Source organism: Streptomyces toxytricini (genome assembly GCF_014649915.1).
GTDB lineage: Bacteria > Actinomycetota > Actinomycetes > Streptomycetales > Streptomycetaceae > Streptomyces > Streptomyces toxytricini.
Genome location: NZ_BMTY01000004.1, coordinates 309,898 through 324,138, shown reverse-complemented (window position 1 = coordinate 324,138; position 14,241 = coordinate 309,898). Strand labels below are relative to the sequence as shown.

General features: G+C 73.4%; 14 protein-coding genes. 5 read left to right on the top strand and 9 right to left on the bottom strand.

What is annotated here, in order from left to right:
• Positions 1–447: 447 nt before the first annotated feature.
• Positions 448–2,211: a 2-isopropylmalate synthase gene (leuA, locus tag IE170_RS07340; protein ID WP_189808451.1), complete on the bottom strand. Its 1,764-nt coding sequence runs from the start codon at positions 2,209–2,211 to the stop codon at positions 448–450.
• A 362-nt stretch (positions 2,212–2,573) separates the two neighbouring features.
• On the opposite strand from leuA, the gene IE170_RS07335 reads away from it, so the two are divergent.
• The 4 genes from IE170_RS07335 (at position 2,574) to IE170_RS07320 (ending at position 5,607) form a co-directional block, all read left to right on the top strand.
• Complete coding sequence (locus IE170_RS07335; protein ID WP_189808450.1) at positions 2,574–3,647, top strand: M4 family metallopeptidase; 1,074 nt, start codon at positions 2,574–2,576, stop codon at positions 3,645–3,647.
• Between the two features lie 30 nt (positions 3,648–3,677).
• Positions 3,678–3,944: a protealysin inhibitor emfourin gene (locus IE170_RS07330; RefSeq protein WP_189808449.1), complete on the top strand. Its 267-nt coding sequence runs from the start codon at positions 3,678–3,680 to the stop codon at positions 3,942–3,944.
• A 28-nt stretch (positions 3,945–3,972) separates the two neighbouring features.
• Positions 3,973–4,794 (top strand): GNAT family N-acetyltransferase, encoded by an 822-nt coding sequence (locus IE170_RS07325; protein ID WP_189808448.1) that lies wholly within the window; start codon positions 3,973–3,975, stop codon positions 4,792–4,794.
• 129 nt (positions 4,795–4,923) lie between these two features.
• The gene (locus IE170_RS07320) at positions 4,924–5,607 is read left to right on the top strand and encodes an SAM-dependent methyltransferase (RefSeq protein WP_189808447.1); all 684 of its coding nucleotides are present in this window, start codon (positions 4,924–4,926) and stop codon (positions 5,605–5,607) included.
• Between the two features lie 19 nt (positions 5,608–5,626).
• On the opposite strand, the gene era is transcribed toward IE170_RS07320, so the two are convergent.
• Entirely contained in the window at positions 5,627–6,577 is a 951-nt protein-coding gene (era, locus tag IE170_RS07315) for a GTPase Era (protein ID WP_114057497.1), read from the bottom strand.
• Positions 6,578–6,636: 59 nt separating this feature from the next.
• Positions 6,637–7,641, bottom strand: coding sequence for a GlxA family transcriptional regulator (locus IE170_RS07310; RefSeq protein ID WP_189808446.1), 1,005 nt, complete (start codon positions 7,639–7,641; stop codon positions 6,637–6,639).
• A 71-nt stretch (positions 7,642–7,712) separates the two neighbouring features.
• On the opposite strand from IE170_RS07310, the gene IE170_RS07305 reads away from it, so the two are divergent.
• Positions 7,713–9,026: an MFS transporter gene (locus tag IE170_RS07305; RefSeq protein ID WP_373298956.1), complete on the top strand. Its 1,314-nt coding sequence runs from the start codon at positions 7,713–7,715 to the stop codon at positions 9,024–9,026.
• 24 nt (positions 9,027–9,050) lie between these two features.
• Here IE170_RS07305 and IE170_RS07300 read toward each other — a convergent pair whose 3' ends face one another.
• The 6 genes from IE170_RS07300 to IE170_RS07275 form a co-directional block, all read right to left on the bottom strand.
• The gene (locus IE170_RS07300; RefSeq protein WP_189808445.1) at positions 9,051–9,407 is read right to left on the bottom strand and encodes a cytidine deaminase-like protein; all 357 of its coding nucleotides are present in this window, start codon (positions 9,405–9,407) and stop codon (positions 9,051–9,053) included.
• Positions 9,408–9,673: 266 nt separating this feature from the next.
• Entirely contained in the window at positions 9,674–10,036 is a 363-nt protein-coding gene (locus IE170_RS07295) for an MmcQ/YjbR family DNA-binding protein (RefSeq protein ID WP_189808444.1), read from the bottom strand.
• Positions 10,033–11,337, bottom strand: a complete 1,305-nt coding sequence (locus IE170_RS07290) for a hemolysin family protein (protein ID WP_189808443.1) — start codon at positions 11,335–11,337, stop codon at positions 10,033–10,035. The genes IE170_RS07295 and IE170_RS07290 overlap by 4 nt, the downstream gene beginning before the upstream one ends.
• On the bottom strand, positions 11,334–11,831 hold the full coding sequence (gene ybeY, locus IE170_RS07285; protein WP_189808442.1) for an rRNA maturation RNase YbeY: 498 nt from the start codon (positions 11,829–11,831) through the stop codon (positions 11,334–11,336). The genes IE170_RS07290 and ybeY overlap by 4 nt, the downstream gene beginning before the upstream one ends.
• Before the next feature lie 13 nt (positions 11,832–11,844).
• The gene (locus IE170_RS07280; protein ID WP_189808441.1) at positions 11,845–12,900 is read right to left on the bottom strand and encodes a PhoH family protein; all 1,056 of its coding nucleotides are present in this window, start codon (positions 12,898–12,900) and stop codon (positions 11,845–11,847) included.
• A 150-nt stretch (positions 12,901–13,050) separates the two neighbouring features.
• A complete protein-coding gene (locus IE170_RS07275) occupies positions 13,051–14,172 on the bottom strand; it encodes a PfkB family carbohydrate kinase (protein WP_189808510.1) in 1,122 nt (373 codons plus the stop codon).
• Between the last annotated feature and the right edge of the window lie 69 nt (positions 14,173–14,241).

Genomic DNA, 14,241 nt, shown 5'->3' with positions numbered 1-14,241 from the left:
TTGGCGTGATGTTAGCCACATCGGTGAGGATGCGTCAGTCGTGTGACAAGACAACATCCGCCGCGGGGCGGAGTTGGCCGGTCCGCGCTGCTGCGCCTCCCCTGCCCGCCTGCGGGGCCTGCCCGCGCTCACCGGCGTGCGCGGCGGATCCCGTCTGGTCACGGCCTGCGCACACCGGAGCGGCCCCGCCGCGGCGGGGCTGCCGGCCCGCGGGGGCGCCCGGCCGGCCGCGGCCGACATCGGCGGCTCACGCCCGCCCCGAGCGCGCGGGAACCGGCCGGTAAGGGGGCCGCGGCGACGGCTCGGGGGCGGTGTAGGGCGTTCCCGGTCAACGCGGCGGCACCCGGGACCATCCGTACGGAGCCGGCAGCAGCGCGCCACGCCGCCCCTCCCGGGCGGGAGGGGCGGCGTGGCGCGGCGCGGCGGCGGGCCGGACGGCCCGGCGGGTCAGCGGCCCGCGCGGTTGACGGCGGAGACGACCGCCTTCAGGGAGGCGCGGGTGGTGTTGGCGTCGATGCCGATGCCCCACAGGACACGGCCGTCGATCGCGCACTCGATGTACGAGGCGGCGACGGCGGAGGCGCCCTCGCTCATCGTGTGCTCGGTGTAGTCCAGCAGGCGGGCGTCGACGCCGATGGAGGCCAGGGCGTCGAAGAACGCGGAGATCGGACCGTTGCCGGTGCCGTTCAGGACGGTCTCGACGCCGTCCACGACGGCCTCGACGGTCAGCGTGTCCGTGCCGTCCTTGTCGGTGGCGGTCGAGCCGGCGCGCAGCTGGATGCGGCCCCACGGGTTGTCCGGGTTGGGCAGGTACTCGTCGGAGAAGATGTCCCAGATCGCCTTCGGCGTGACCTCGCCGCCCTCGGCGTCGGTCTTCGCCTGGATGATCTTCGAGAACTCGATCTGCATGCGGCGCGGCAGGTCCAGCTTGTGGTCGTTCTTCAGGACGTACGCGACGCCGCCCTTGCCGGACTGCGAGTTGACGCGGATGACGGCCTCGTACGAGCGGCCGACGTCCTTGGGGTCGATCGGCAGGTACGGGACGGCCCACTCGATCTCGTCGACGGTCTTGCCCTGGGCGGCCGCGTCGGCCTCCATGGCGTCGAAGCCCTTCTTGATGGCGTCCTGGTGGGAGCCGGAGAAGGCCGTGTAGACCAGGTCGCCCGCGTAGGGGTGGCGCGGGTGGACCGGCATCTGGTTGCAGTACTCGCTGGTGCGGCGGATCTCGTCGATCTGGGAGAAGTCGATCTGCGGGTCGATGCCCTGGGAGAACAGGTTCATGCCCAGGGTGATCAGGTCGACGTTGCCGGTGCGCTCGCCCTGCCCGAACAGGCAGCCCTCGATGCGGTCGGCGCCGGCCATCAGGGCCAGCTCGGCGGCGGCGACGGCGGTGCCGCGGTCGTTGTGCGGGTGGACGGAGATGCAGATGTGCTCGCGGCGGGTCAGGTGGCGGGCCATCCACTCGAAGCGGTCCGCGTGGGTGGACGGCGTGGAGCGCTCCACCGTGGCGGGCAGGTTCAGGATGATCTCGCGGCCCGGGCCGGGCTGCCACACGTCGCAGACGGCCTCGCAGACCTCCAGGGCGAAGTCCAGCTCGGTGTCGGTGAAGATCTCCGGGCTGTACTGGTAGCCGAAGACGGTCTCGGGGCCCAGCAGCTTCTCTGCGTACTCCATGACCAGGCGGGTGCCGTCGACGGCGATCTGCTTGATCTGCTCCTTGGAGCCGCGGAAGACGACCCGGCGGAAGGTCGGCGCGGTGGCGTTGTACAGGTGGACGGTGGCGCGCTTGGCGCCGACCAGCGACTCCACGGTCCGTTCGATCAGGTCCTCGCGGGCCTGGGTCAGTACGGAGATGGTCACGTCGTCCGGGACGGCGCCCTCTTCGATGATGGAGCGCACGAACGCGAAGTCGGTCTCGCCGGAGGAGGGGAAACCGACCTCGATCTCCTTGTAGCCCATGCGCACCAGCAGGTCGAACATCTCGCGCTTGCGGGCGGGGGTCATCGGATCGATCAGCGACTGGTTGCCGTCGCGCAGGTCGGTGGACAGCCAGCGGGGCGCCTTGGTCACGCGGGCGTCGGGCCAGGTGCGGTCGGGCAGGTCCACCTGCTCGTAGCGGCCGTACTTGTGGATCGGCATCCCGGACGGCTGCTGCGCGTGGGTCGCGTTCGTGATCGGGGTGGGGCGACCGGCGAAGGTGTGCTGGCTCATGGCGTAGGGCTCCTCGGGTGTCCGCGTGGGGATCGCTGAACGGCCGACGGCGGTCGTAAACCGCAACACCAGACTCCGCGGGGAGGGGGTCGACCTACGACTGCAGACCCTCGCCGCGGCAGCTAAGCAGAAGCAGCCCGAAACGCATGATGGACCGAGCCTAGCCGAGCCGCGCCGTGGCGCGAGGGGCCGTTCCAGTATGCGGGACCCGCCTGTCCGATTTGTACCCTATGTGGCCTACGTCTCTTTCGGTTCGCCGAGGTCGGGGCGATCCGTCAACGCACTGCGACGCCTTTCAGACAACCGAATGAATCATGGTTGCAGCTAGTGACAGGAAGGTGACCCACTGCCACATTGCCTGGATGGATGCCTCCCACACCCACACCGCCGCCCCTGCCCCGTTCTGCACGGTCGTGCCTCCCCACATGCTCGACCGGATCGCCGGCTCCCGGAACGCCGGCCGCGCCGACTCCGCCCTGCGCACCCTGGAGCACGACGCCTCCCTGCGCACCCGGCGCAGCGTCACCACCGCGCGCCCCTTCACCGTGCCGTCCCTGGGCGCGCCCGTCCCGGACGAGCCGCAGCGGACCGTGTACGACGCCGAGCACCGCACCCGGCTGCCGGGGCGGAAGGTACGCGGCGAGGGCGAGGAGGCCTCCCAGGACGCGACCGTCAACCGCGCGTACGCCGGCCTCGGCGCCACGCACGAGCTCTTCCTGAAGGCCTTCGGGCGGCGCTCCATCGACGACGCCGGGCTCGCGCTGGACGCGACCGTCCACTACGGCCGGGACTACAACAACGCCTTCTGGGACGGCAGCCAGATGGTCTTCGGCGACGGCGACGGCGACCTCTTCCTCGACTTCACTGTGGCCGTGGACGTCATCGGCCACGAGCTCGCCCACGGCGTCACCCAGTACACGGCCAACCTCGTCTACCGCGGCCAGTCCGGCGCCCTGAACGAGTCCATGTCCGACGTCTTCGGCTCGCTGATCAAGCAGTACACGCTGGGCCAGACCGCCGACGAGGCCGACTGGCTGATCGGCGCCGGCCTGCTCGGCCCGAACGTGAGCGGCGTGGCCCTGCGCTCGATGAAGGCGCCCGGCACCGCGTACGACGACGACGAGCTCGGCAAGGACCCGCAGCCGGCCAGCATGGACGACTACGTCGACACCCTCCGCGACAACGGCGGCGTCCACATCAACTCCGGCATCCCGAACCGCGCCTTCTACGTGGCCGCGACCGAGCTCGGCGGCAAGGCCTGGGAGCGCGCCGGGCAGATCTGGTACGACACCCTCACCGGCGGCGAGCTCACCGCCAAGGCGACCTTCGCCCAGTTCGCCCGGCTCTCGACCGCGGCCGCCGCCACCCGGTACGGCGAGGGCGGCGAGGAGCACCGGGCGCTGCAGAAGGCCTGGTCGACGGTGGGCGTCGCGTAGCGCGGCCGGCCCCCGGGCAGGAGGACGGTCATGCGGATCGAGGTGGTGCGGACGGGCGGCTTCGCCGGCATCGAGCGGCGGGCCGAGGTCGACACGGCGGGCCGGCCGGACGAGGACGAGTGGCGGGCCCTGGCCCAGCTGGCGCTCCGGCCGGCCCCGGGCGGCCCGGCGGCCGGGGTCCGGGACGGCTTCTCGTACCGGATCACGGTCGACGGGCGGACGGTGCACTGCCACGACCCGCACCTGACGGACGCCCAGCGGGCCCTGATCACCCGCCTCCTCAAAGAAGGTGCCTGAGCGGGGCCTCCCTTGTTTGGATGGCCCGATGACATCGACACCGCCTACACCGCTGTCCCGTATCGAGGCGTACTACGACACCGCGCCGCGCGCCGGGGGTGCGCGGGCCGAGGACTTCGGCCCGCTGACCCTCTTCGTGCGCGAGGGCCCCGGCTGGCCCTACTACGCCCGGCCCGCGCTCGGCAGCACCGGCGCGAGCGCGGCCGACGTCTCGCGCGTCATGGAGCGCCAGCGCGAGCTCGGCGTGCCGCAGGCGTTCGAATGGGTGGCCGAAACCAGTCCCTGGCTGCGCGCCGTCGCGGAGGAGGCCGGGCTGCGGGTCCACGAGCATCCCCTGATGGTGCTGGAGCGGTCCGCTCCGGCCGGGCCGCAGCACCCCGGCGTCCGCCTGATCGGCCCGGACGACGCGCTGCTGCCCGCGGCCGTGACCGTGCCCCTGCTGGCCTTCGCCGACCCGGGCACCGCGGTCGGCACGGCCGGCCGGGCGGAACTCGCCGCCGCGATGGAGCAGCCCCTGGCCGCGGACCGGCGGAGGACGGTCTCCGCGGACCTGGCCTCGGGGCGCACCGCCCTGGCCGTGGCGGTGGACGACGGCGCGGTCCTCGCCTCGGGCCAGTACATCCCGGTCGGCGACACCGCCGAGGTGGTCGGCGTCGCGACCCTGCCGGCGGCCCGGCGCCGCGGGCTCGCGCTCGGCGTCACCGCCGCGCTCGTCGCGGACGCCCTCGCGCGGGGCGCCCGTACGGTGTTCCTGTCGGCCGGCGACGAGGCGGTGGCCCGCGTCTACGCCCGGGCCGGCTTCCGGACGGTGGGGACGGCCCTGATCGCGGAGCCCGCGGACGAGGTCTGACGGCACGCGGGGGCCGCCCCGGCGCGGGACGGCCCCCGCGGCTTGCCGAAACGGCAAAGGTGCTTGGCCCCGGCCCGCCGGGGGGCGCAGCATCGGGCCCACCACAGCCCGTACCCCGAGGAGGACCCCGTGTCCGAGCACACCCACCACGACCAGCACCGGCACGCCGCGGCGGAGGCGGCGGCCGGCTCGCTCTCCGGGGAGGAGTTCTGGGACGCCCGCTACAGCGAGAGCGACCGCATCTGGAGCGGCAACCCGAACGAGGCGCTGGTCCGCGAGGCCGGGGAGCTTCCGCCCGGCCGGGCGCTGGACCTGGGCTGCGGCGAGGGGGCGGACGCCGTGTGGCTGGCCCGCCGCGGCTGGCGGGTGACCGCCACCGACATCTCCGGCGTCGCGCTGGAGCGGGCGGCCGGGCACGCGGCCGAGGCGGGCGTCGCGGACCGCGTCGACTTCCGCCGCCACGACCTCGGCGAGTCCTTCCCGGCCGGGGAGTTCGACCTCGTCTCGGCCTGCTTCCTGCACGCCTACGGGGACTTCCCGCGCGCCCGCATCCTGCGCACCGCCGCGCGGGCCGTGGCGCCGGGCGGGGTGCTGCTGGTCGTCGGCCACGGCGGCTGGGCGTCCTGGCAGGCGGAGGAGGACCGTCCGCCCGTGGACTTCCCCCGGCCGGACGAGGTCCTCGGCCGGCTGGAACTGCCCGAGGGCGACTGGGAGGTCCTGGTCGCCGAGGAGTACGAGAAGGACCAGGCCGCGCCCGACGGCCGGCCGGGGACCCGCACCGACAACACGCTGAAGGTCCGCCGCCTGCGCTAGGCCCGCCGCGGGGCCGCTGTCAGAAGCCGAGCTTGCGCAGCTGCTTGGGGTCGCGCTGCCAGTCCTTGGCGACCTTCACGTGGAGGTCGAGGAAGACGGGGGTGCCGAGCAGCGCCTCGATGTGCTTGCGCGACTTCATCCCGACCTCCTTCAGGCGGGAGCCCTTGGGACCGATGATGATGCCCTTCTGGCTCGGCCGCTCGATGTAGACGTTGGCGTGGATGTCGAGCAGCGGCCGGTCCGCCGGGCGGTTCTCCCGGGGGATCATCTCCTCGACCACGACGGCGATGGAGTGCGGCAGCTCGTCGCGGACGCCCTCCAGGGCGGCCTCGCGGATGAGCTCGGCGACCATCACGGCCTCGGGCTCGTCGGTGAGGTCGCCCTCGGGGTAGAGCGGCGGGCTCTCGGGCAGCATCGGTGCGATCAGGTCGGCCAGCAGCCCGACCTGGTTGTCGCCGACGGCGGAGACGGGGACGATCTCGGCCCACTCGATGCCGAGCTCCTCGCCCAGCCGCTGGATCGCGATGAGCTGCTCGGCCAGCGCCTTGGAGTCGACCAGGTCCGTCTTGGTCACGATGGCGATCTTGGGGGTCTTCCGGATCCCCGCGAGCTCCTTGGCGATGAACTTGTCGCCGGGGCCGAGCTTCTGGTCGGCGGGCAGGCAGAAGCCGATCACGTCGACCTCGGCCCACGTCGTGCGCACGACGTCGTTCAGCCGCTCGCCGAGGAGGGTGCGCGGCTTGTGCAGGCCGGGGGTGTCGACGAGGACGAGCTGCGCGTCGGGGCGGTGCACGATGCCGCGGACGGTGTGGCGGGTGGTCTGCGGCCGGTTGGAGGTGATCGCGACCTTGGTGCCCACGAGTGCGTTGGTCAGGGTCGACTTCCCCGCGTTGGGGCGGCCGACGAAGCAGGCGAAACCCGCACGGTGCGGGGCGGTGGACTCGGGGGAACGATCGCTCATACGGGCCATTCTCCCCGATGCCGCTCCCCGCGCCGACCAGGCCGCCGCCGCGGGGGCCGCCGGGCCGCTCAGGGCGCGGTCGGCGCCGCGGGGGGCGCGCCGCCCGGATCGGCCGCCCGGAAGGTGCGGCGGTACGCGGTGGGGCTGACGCCGAGGGCCGCCTGTACGTGCTTGCGCAGGGACTGCGCCGTCCCGAACCCGGCTTCGCGCGCGACCCGCTCCATCGGCAGGTCCGTCCGCTCCAGGAGCTGCCGGGCCCGCTCCACCCGCTGCCCGGTGATCCACTCCCCGGGGCTGACTCCGGCCTCCTCGCGGAACCGCCGCGTGAAGGTGCGCACCGACATGGACTCCTTGCGGGCCAGGTCGGCGAGGCGTACGGGCTCGTGGAGCCGGTCCAGCACCCAGGCGCGGGCCGCGGCCGTGCTCGCCGCCTGCGGGTTCGGGACGGGGCGGTCGACGAACTGGGCCTGCCCGCCTTCCCGGTGCGGGGGGACGACGGTCCGCCGGGCCACGTCGTTGGCGACGGCCGCGCCGTGGTCGCGGCGGACGATGTGCAGGCACAGGTCGATGCCCGAGGCGACCCCGGCGGAGGTCAGGACGTCCCCGTCGTCGGTGTAGAGGACGTCCGGGTCGACGCGGACGGCCGGGAAGAGCCGCTGGAAGTGCTCGGCGTGCCCCCAGTGGGTGGTGGCGGAGCGCCCGTCGAGGTACCCGGCGGCGGCCAGGACGTACCCGCCCGTGCAGATGGAGACGAGCCGGGTGCCGGGCCGGATGTGCGCGAGCGTGGCGGCGAGTGCGCCGGTGAGCCGGCCCTCCTCGTACACGGGCCCGAGTTCGTACGAGGCGGGGACGACGACCGTGTCGGCGGTGGCGAGCAGTTCGGGGCCGTGCTCGACGTGGACGGCGAAGTCGGCGTCCGTGCGGACCGGGCCGGCGGCGAGGGAGCAGGTCAGGATCTCGTACAGCGGCTCCCCGGCGGCGTCCCGGGCGCGGCCGAAGATCCGGTGCGGGATGCCCAGCTCGAAGGGGAGCAGCCCGGGGAGCGCGAGGACGGCGACGCGGTGGAGGGCCATGGCCCGATCGTATCGAAGGGTGGCATCCGGGCCACTGTCGTGGCGGGCGGGGGTGCCCTGATGCTGTCGGCGTGGAACAGACAGCAATCACCGCCGACCCCGCCGCAGCCGAGCCCGCGGGGCCTCCCCCGGCGGGCCGCGGGCGCGTCCACCGCGCCTGGTGGGTCGCCGCCGTCACCTTCGTCACGATCGTGGGCGCCGCCGCGTTCGCGTCCCTGCCGGGCCTGCTCATCGAGCCGCTGCACGCGGAGTTCGACTGGTCGCGGGGGACGATCGCGTTCGCCGTCGCGGTGAACCTCGCCCTGTACGGGCTCACCGCGCCGTTCGCCGCCGCGCTGATGGACCGCTTCGGCATCCGCCGGATCGTGGCGCTGGCGCTGCTGGTGATCTCGGTCGGCTCGCTGGCGACCGTGTGGATGACCGCGGCCTGGCAGCTGGTGCTGTTCTGGGGCGTGCTGGTGGGGCTGGGCAGCGGCTCGATGGCGCTCGCGTTCGCCGCGACGGTGGTGAACCGCTGGTTCACTGCCCGGCGCGGGCTGGTGACGGGCGTCCTGACGGCGGCCGGGGCCTCGGGGCAGCTCGTCTTCCTGCCGCTGCTGTCGTGGCTGGTCGAGCACAACGGCTGGCGGCCCGCGGCGGTGACGGTCGCGCTGGCGGCCCTGTCGGTGGTCCCGTTCGTGTGGCTGCTGCTGCGCGACCACCCCGCGGACGTGGGGCTCGCCCCGTACGGGGGTCCGTACGGGGCGAAGCCCGCGCCCGTCCCGGGGGCGGCGCGGCGGGCGGTGGCGGTGCTGCTGCGGGCGGCGCGGACCGGGCCGTTCTGGCTGCTGGCCGGCACCTTCGCGATCTGCGGCGCCTCCACTAACGGACTGGTCAAGACGCACTTCGTGCCGGCGGCGCACGACCACGGCATGCCCGTGACGGCCGCGGCCGGGCTGCTGGCGGTGATCGGCGTCTTCGACGTCGTCGGCACGGTGGCGTCCGGCTGGTTCACCGACCGCTTCGAGGTGCGCCGCCTGCTGGCCGTGTACTACGCCCTGCGCGGGGTGTCGCTGCTGTTCCTGCCGATGCTGCTGGCGCCGTCGGTGCACCCGCCGATGGTGTTCTTCATCGTCTTCTACGGGCTGGACTGGGTGGCGACCGTCCCGCCGACGGTGGCGCTGTGCCGGGAGCACTACGGCGACGACAGCGCGATCGTGTTCGGCTGGGTCCTGGCCTCGCACCAGGTCGGCGCCGCGGCGGTGGCCTTCCTCGGCGGCGCGGCCCGGGACGCCTTCGGCTCGTACGACGTGGTCTGGTACGCCTCGGGGGCCCTGTGCGCGCTGGCCGCGCTGATGGCGATGGTCATCCGCCGCCCGGCGCGGCCCGCGCCGGCCGCCGCCTGACGGGCGACGGCCGGGCGGTCCGGTTCAGGCGCCGGCGGGGGTGGTCGAGCGGAGGGTGCCGTCCGGGCCCGCCAGCAGGACCGGGGTGTCGGGGCCGCCGAGGTCGCGGACGGCCGCGCGGTCCGCGGCGGCGACCTCCTCGGCCCGGCTGACCACGGCCGCGGCTTCCAGGGAGCGGGCGCCGCTGGCCACGGCCATGGCGACGGCGGTCTGGAGCGCGCTCAGCCGGAGGGAGTCCAGTTCGACCGTTCCGGCGACGTAGGTGCGGCCCGTCTCGTCGCGGACCGCCGCACCCTCGGGCACCTCGTTGCGGGCCCGGGCGCTGCGCGCCAGCGTGATGATCTTGCTGTCCTCGGGGGTGATCCCGGTGGTCTCGGTCATGGCCGACAGCATAGGGAGCGCCTCGGCGGTGCCGTTCGACGGCCCCGCCGAGGCGCTCTCCCCTCCGTCCCCCGTGCCCCGTGATCCACGCGGTCCCCCCGGGCCGCAGGCGATCACGGCTTGGCCTGGACCAACATAAACGGCGGTCGGGCGGGTTCCTTGCCGCGAGGGGCGGGTGCGGGGAGTGACCTTCGTCCCACGCCCCCGACCGGCCGTCCACCGGTCGTGCCTGTTCAGGGCCTGTTCAGGGTCCGTGCACGGCTGGGTCAGGGCCGGTCGAGCCGGAGCCGCTCGGTCCGCGGCAGGCCGGCGACCACCAGGTCGTAGCTGTCCTCGACGAGCTCGCGGACCAGCGCGTCCGGCACCGCCCCGGGGCCGCCCGCGGTGACCGTGTTCCAGTGCCGCTTGTTCATGTGCCAGCCCGGGACGACGCCCTCGTGCGCGGTGCGCAGCCGCACCGCGTTCTCCGGCTCGCACTTGAGGTTCACCTTCAGCGGCTCCCCGTCGAGCGCCGACAGCGCGAACACCTTGCCGAGCACCTTGAACACGGAGGTCTCGGGCCCGAAGGGGAACTCCTCGACGGCCGCGTTGAAGCCGAGGCAGAGGGCGCGCAGCTCCGCCGGCGTCACCCGGCCTCCCCGTCCTCGTCCGCGGCGGGCTCCACCGGCTCCACCAGCACCGTCACGATCTTGTTCCGGCGCCCGGCCGGGGCCTCCGCCGTCAGCCGCAGCGGCCGCCCGTCGGGCAGCTCGACCGCCGCGGACGCGCCGGCGATCGGAACCCTGCCCAGGGCCTTCGCCAGCAGCCCGCCCACCGTCTCGACGTCCTCGTCGTCGAAGGCGTCGACCTTGAACAGCTCGCCGAGGTCGGTGATGTCCAGGCGCGCGGTGACCCGGTAGCGGTCCCCGCCGAGCTCCTCGACGGGCGGCAGCTCCCGGTCGTACTCGTCGGTGATCTCACCGACGATCTCCTCCAGGATGTCCTCGATGGTGACGATGCCCGCCGTGCCGCCGTACTCGTCGATCACGACGGCGACGTGGTTGCGGACCTGCTGCATCTCGCGCAGCAGGTCGCCGGCGTTCTTCGTGTCCGGGACGAAGGCCGCCGGCCGCATCGCCGCCGAGACGAGGTCGGTCTCGGCGTCCCGGCTGACGTGCGTCCTGCGGACGAGGTCCTTCAGGTACACGATGCCGACGATGTCGTCCTCGTTCTCCCCGGTCACGGGGATGCGGGAGAAGCCCGAGCGCAGCGCGAGCGTCGTCGCCTGGCGGACGGTCTTGTAGCGCTCGATGCACACCAGGTCGGTGCGCGGCACCATCACCTCGCGCACGAGCGTGTCGCCGAGCTCGAAGACCTGGTGCACCATGCGGCGCTCCTCGTCCTCGATGAGCGACTCCCGCTCCGCGAGGTCGACCATGGCCCGCAGTTCGGCCTCGGAGGCGAAGGGGCCCTTGCGGAAGCCCTTGCCGGGGGTGAGGGCGTTGCCGAGGAGGATCAGCAGCTGCGGGACCGGGCCCATGACCCGGGCCAGCGGGACGAGGACGTACGCGGCGGCCGTCGCCGTGCCCAGCGGGTGCTGGCGGCCGATGGTGCGCGGCGAGACGCCGACGGCGACGAACGACACGAGGACCATCACGCCGATCGCGATGAGCAGCGCCGTCCAGTTCTCCCCGAACTCGTCGAGGCAGACGTATGTGACGAGCACGCCCGCGGCCATCTCGCAGGTCACGCGCACCAGCAGGGCGACGTTCAGGTAGCGGGTGGTGTCGGCGGCGACCTGGACGAGCTTCTCGGCGCCGCGCCGGCCCTCGCGTACGGCCTGCTCGGCGCGGAAGGAGGAGACGCGGGCGAGCCCGGACTCGGCGCAGGCCGCGAACCAGGCGACCACGACGAGCAGGACGGCCCCGGTGATCAGTTGGGGGGCGGTCACGAGACGGTGGGGGCCGGGGACGGGCCGGTCAGGCCGCGCTCGGCGCGCCAGCCGTCCACGATCGCCGCCTGGAGGCCGAACATCTCGGCCTTCTCGTCGGGCTCCTCGTGGTCGTAGCCCAGCAGGTGCAGCACCCCGTGGACGGTCAGGAGCTGGAGCTCCTCGTCCATGGAGTGCTGCGTCGGCGCCTCCTGGCCCTGCTTCTTCGCCACCTCGGGGCAGAGCACGATGTCGCCGAGGAGGCCCTGCGGGGGCTCCTCGTCGTCCTTCGACGGCGGGCGCAGCTCGTCCATCGGGAAGGACATGACGTCGGTGGGTCCGGGCAGGTCCATCCACTGGATGTGGAGCTGCTCCATGGCGTCCTCGTCGACGACGATGACGGAGAGCTCGGACAGCGGGTGGATCCGCATCCGGGTGAGCGCGTAGCGGGCGATGTCGAGGATCGCCCGCTCGTCTACGTCGGTCCCGGACTCGTTGTTGACGTCGATCGACATGGTGCGCTGGGTTCTACTTCCGCTGGGTGCCGTTCCGGGCGGGCCGGGGTTCCTGGCCTGCCTGGCTGTCGTCGTACTTCTCGTACGCATCGACGATACGGCCGACCAGCTTGTGCCGGACCACATCCTCCGACGTGAGCCGCGAGAAGTGGATGTCGGGCACCCCGTCGAGGATCGCCTGGACCTGCCGGAGGCCGGACTTGGTGCCGCCCGGGAGGTCGACCTGGGTGATGTCGCCCGTGATGACGATCTTCGAGTCGAAGCCGAGCCGGGTCAGGAACATCTTCATCTGCTCCGGGCTCGTGTTCTGCGCCTCGTCGAGGACGACGAAGGCGTCGTTCAGCGTGCGGCCGCGCATGTACGCGAGCGGGGCGACCTCGATCGTGCCGTTGGCCATCAGCCGCGGGATCTTGTCGGGGTCGATCATGTCGTGCAGCGCGTCGTACAGCGGCCGCAGGTAGGGGTCGATCTTGTCGAAGAGCGTGCCGGGCAGGAAGCCGAGCCGCTCGCCCGCCTCGACCGCCGGGCGGGTCAGGATGATCCGGCTGACCTGCTTGGACTGCAGGGCCTGGACCGCCTTGGCCATGGCGAGGTAGGTCTTGCCGGTGCCCGCGGGGCCGATGCCGAAGACGATCGTGTGCTTGTCGATCGCGTCGACGTACCGCTTCTGGTTGAGCGTCTTGGGGCGGATGGTGCGGCCGCGGTTGGAGAGGATGTTCTGGGTCAGCACCTCGGCGGGCGTCTCCTGCGGGCCGTCCCCGTTGTCGCTCGCCTTGAGCATGGCGATCGAGCGTTCCACTGCGTCCTCCGTCATCGGCTGCCCGGTGCGGAGCACGAGCATCATCTCGTCGAACAGGCGCTGGATCAGTGCGACTTCCGCCGCGTCCCCGACCGCGCTGACCTGGTTTCCCCGGACGTGGATGTCGGCCTTGGGGAAGGCCTTCTCGATCACGCGGAGCAGGACGTCACCGGAGCCGAGCACGGCCACCATCGGATGGCTCGCAGGAACGGTGAAGTGGGCTCGCGCCTGACCCTGCGCCGGGGTGTGGGCTGTGGATGTCTGAGTCATGGGCCGGCACTGTGGCCTGCACATACCTCCCGCTGAGGGGTCGCGCCGATCGACGACCTCCGGAGTACCAAGGGTACGTCGCCGGTCGGGCGGCACCGAGGGGTTTTACCGGCCGCCCGTCCCGTCCCGCCGGGCGGCCGGCCGCCGCGCTCACGCGGAGTGGCGGAAGCCGATCGTCGGGACGGCCCGGCGCCGCGGGGCGTGCGCGCCGGCGGGCGGGACCAGCTCGTCGAGGAAGGCGTACCGCTCCCGCAGCCCTTCCGGGGCGGCCTCCCACCAGTGGGCCACCTCGGCCCAGCCGGGGGCCGAGAGGGAGCCGCCGAACTCGCGGACGGACAGGGCGGCCGTCAGGCCCGCGAAGGCCAGCCGGTCGGCCAGCGGCCAGCCCGCCAGCGAGCCGGTGACGAACCCGGCCACGTACACGTCGCCCGCGCCCGTCGGGTCGAGGGCGTCGACCGCGATCCCGGGCACCTCGGCCGTCTCCCCGGTGCCGGAGTCCACGGCGTACGAGCCCTCCGCGCCCAGGGTCACCACCGCGACCGGGACGCGCTCGGCCAGCGCCCGGGCCGCCGCCCGCGGGCAGTCCGTGCGCGTGTACCGCATGGCCTCGCCCGCGTTCGGCAGGAACGCCTCGCAGTGCTCCAGGTCGGTCAGCCCGGCCAGCTCCCACCGGCCGGTGGTGTCCCAGCCGACGTCCGCGAAGATCCGCGCCCCGCGGCGGGCGGCCTCCCCGATCCAGCCGTCCCCGCGGCCCGGGGTGAGCGAGGCCACGGCGGCCCGCGTGCGGGGCGGGCACTGCGGGAAGACGGCCCCTCCAGGCGCGGCCGCGCCCTCGTGGCCGAAGCCGGGGGGCGCCTCGTGGCCGTGCGAGACCATCGTCCGCTCGCCCTCGTACGCCATGGAGACGGTGACGGGGCTGTGCCAGCCGGGGACGGTCCGGGACATGGACAGGTCGATGCCCTCGCCCTGCTCCAGCGCGTCCCAGCAGTACTCGCCGTAGTGGTCGTCGCCGAACGCGGCGGCGAGCGAGGTGCGCAGGCCGAGCCGGGCCAGCGCGGTGGCCATGTTGGCGACGCCGCCGGGGCTGGAGCCCATGCCGCGCGCCCAGGACTCGGTGCCGCGCACGGGGGCCGAGTCGAGGCCGGTGAAGATGATGTCGAGGAAGACAGTGCCGGTCAGGAAGACGTCGCACCCCGGCTCTTCGGGATCGCGCACCGGACCGAGGGGGTCCACTGCTGTGCTGCGGCTGAAGCGACTGTCCCGGTTGACCACGGTGTTCTCCCCGATCGGCGCGAAGGGTCGTTTCTGCAAGGCGTCACGCGGCGGAACGCGGCGGAAAAC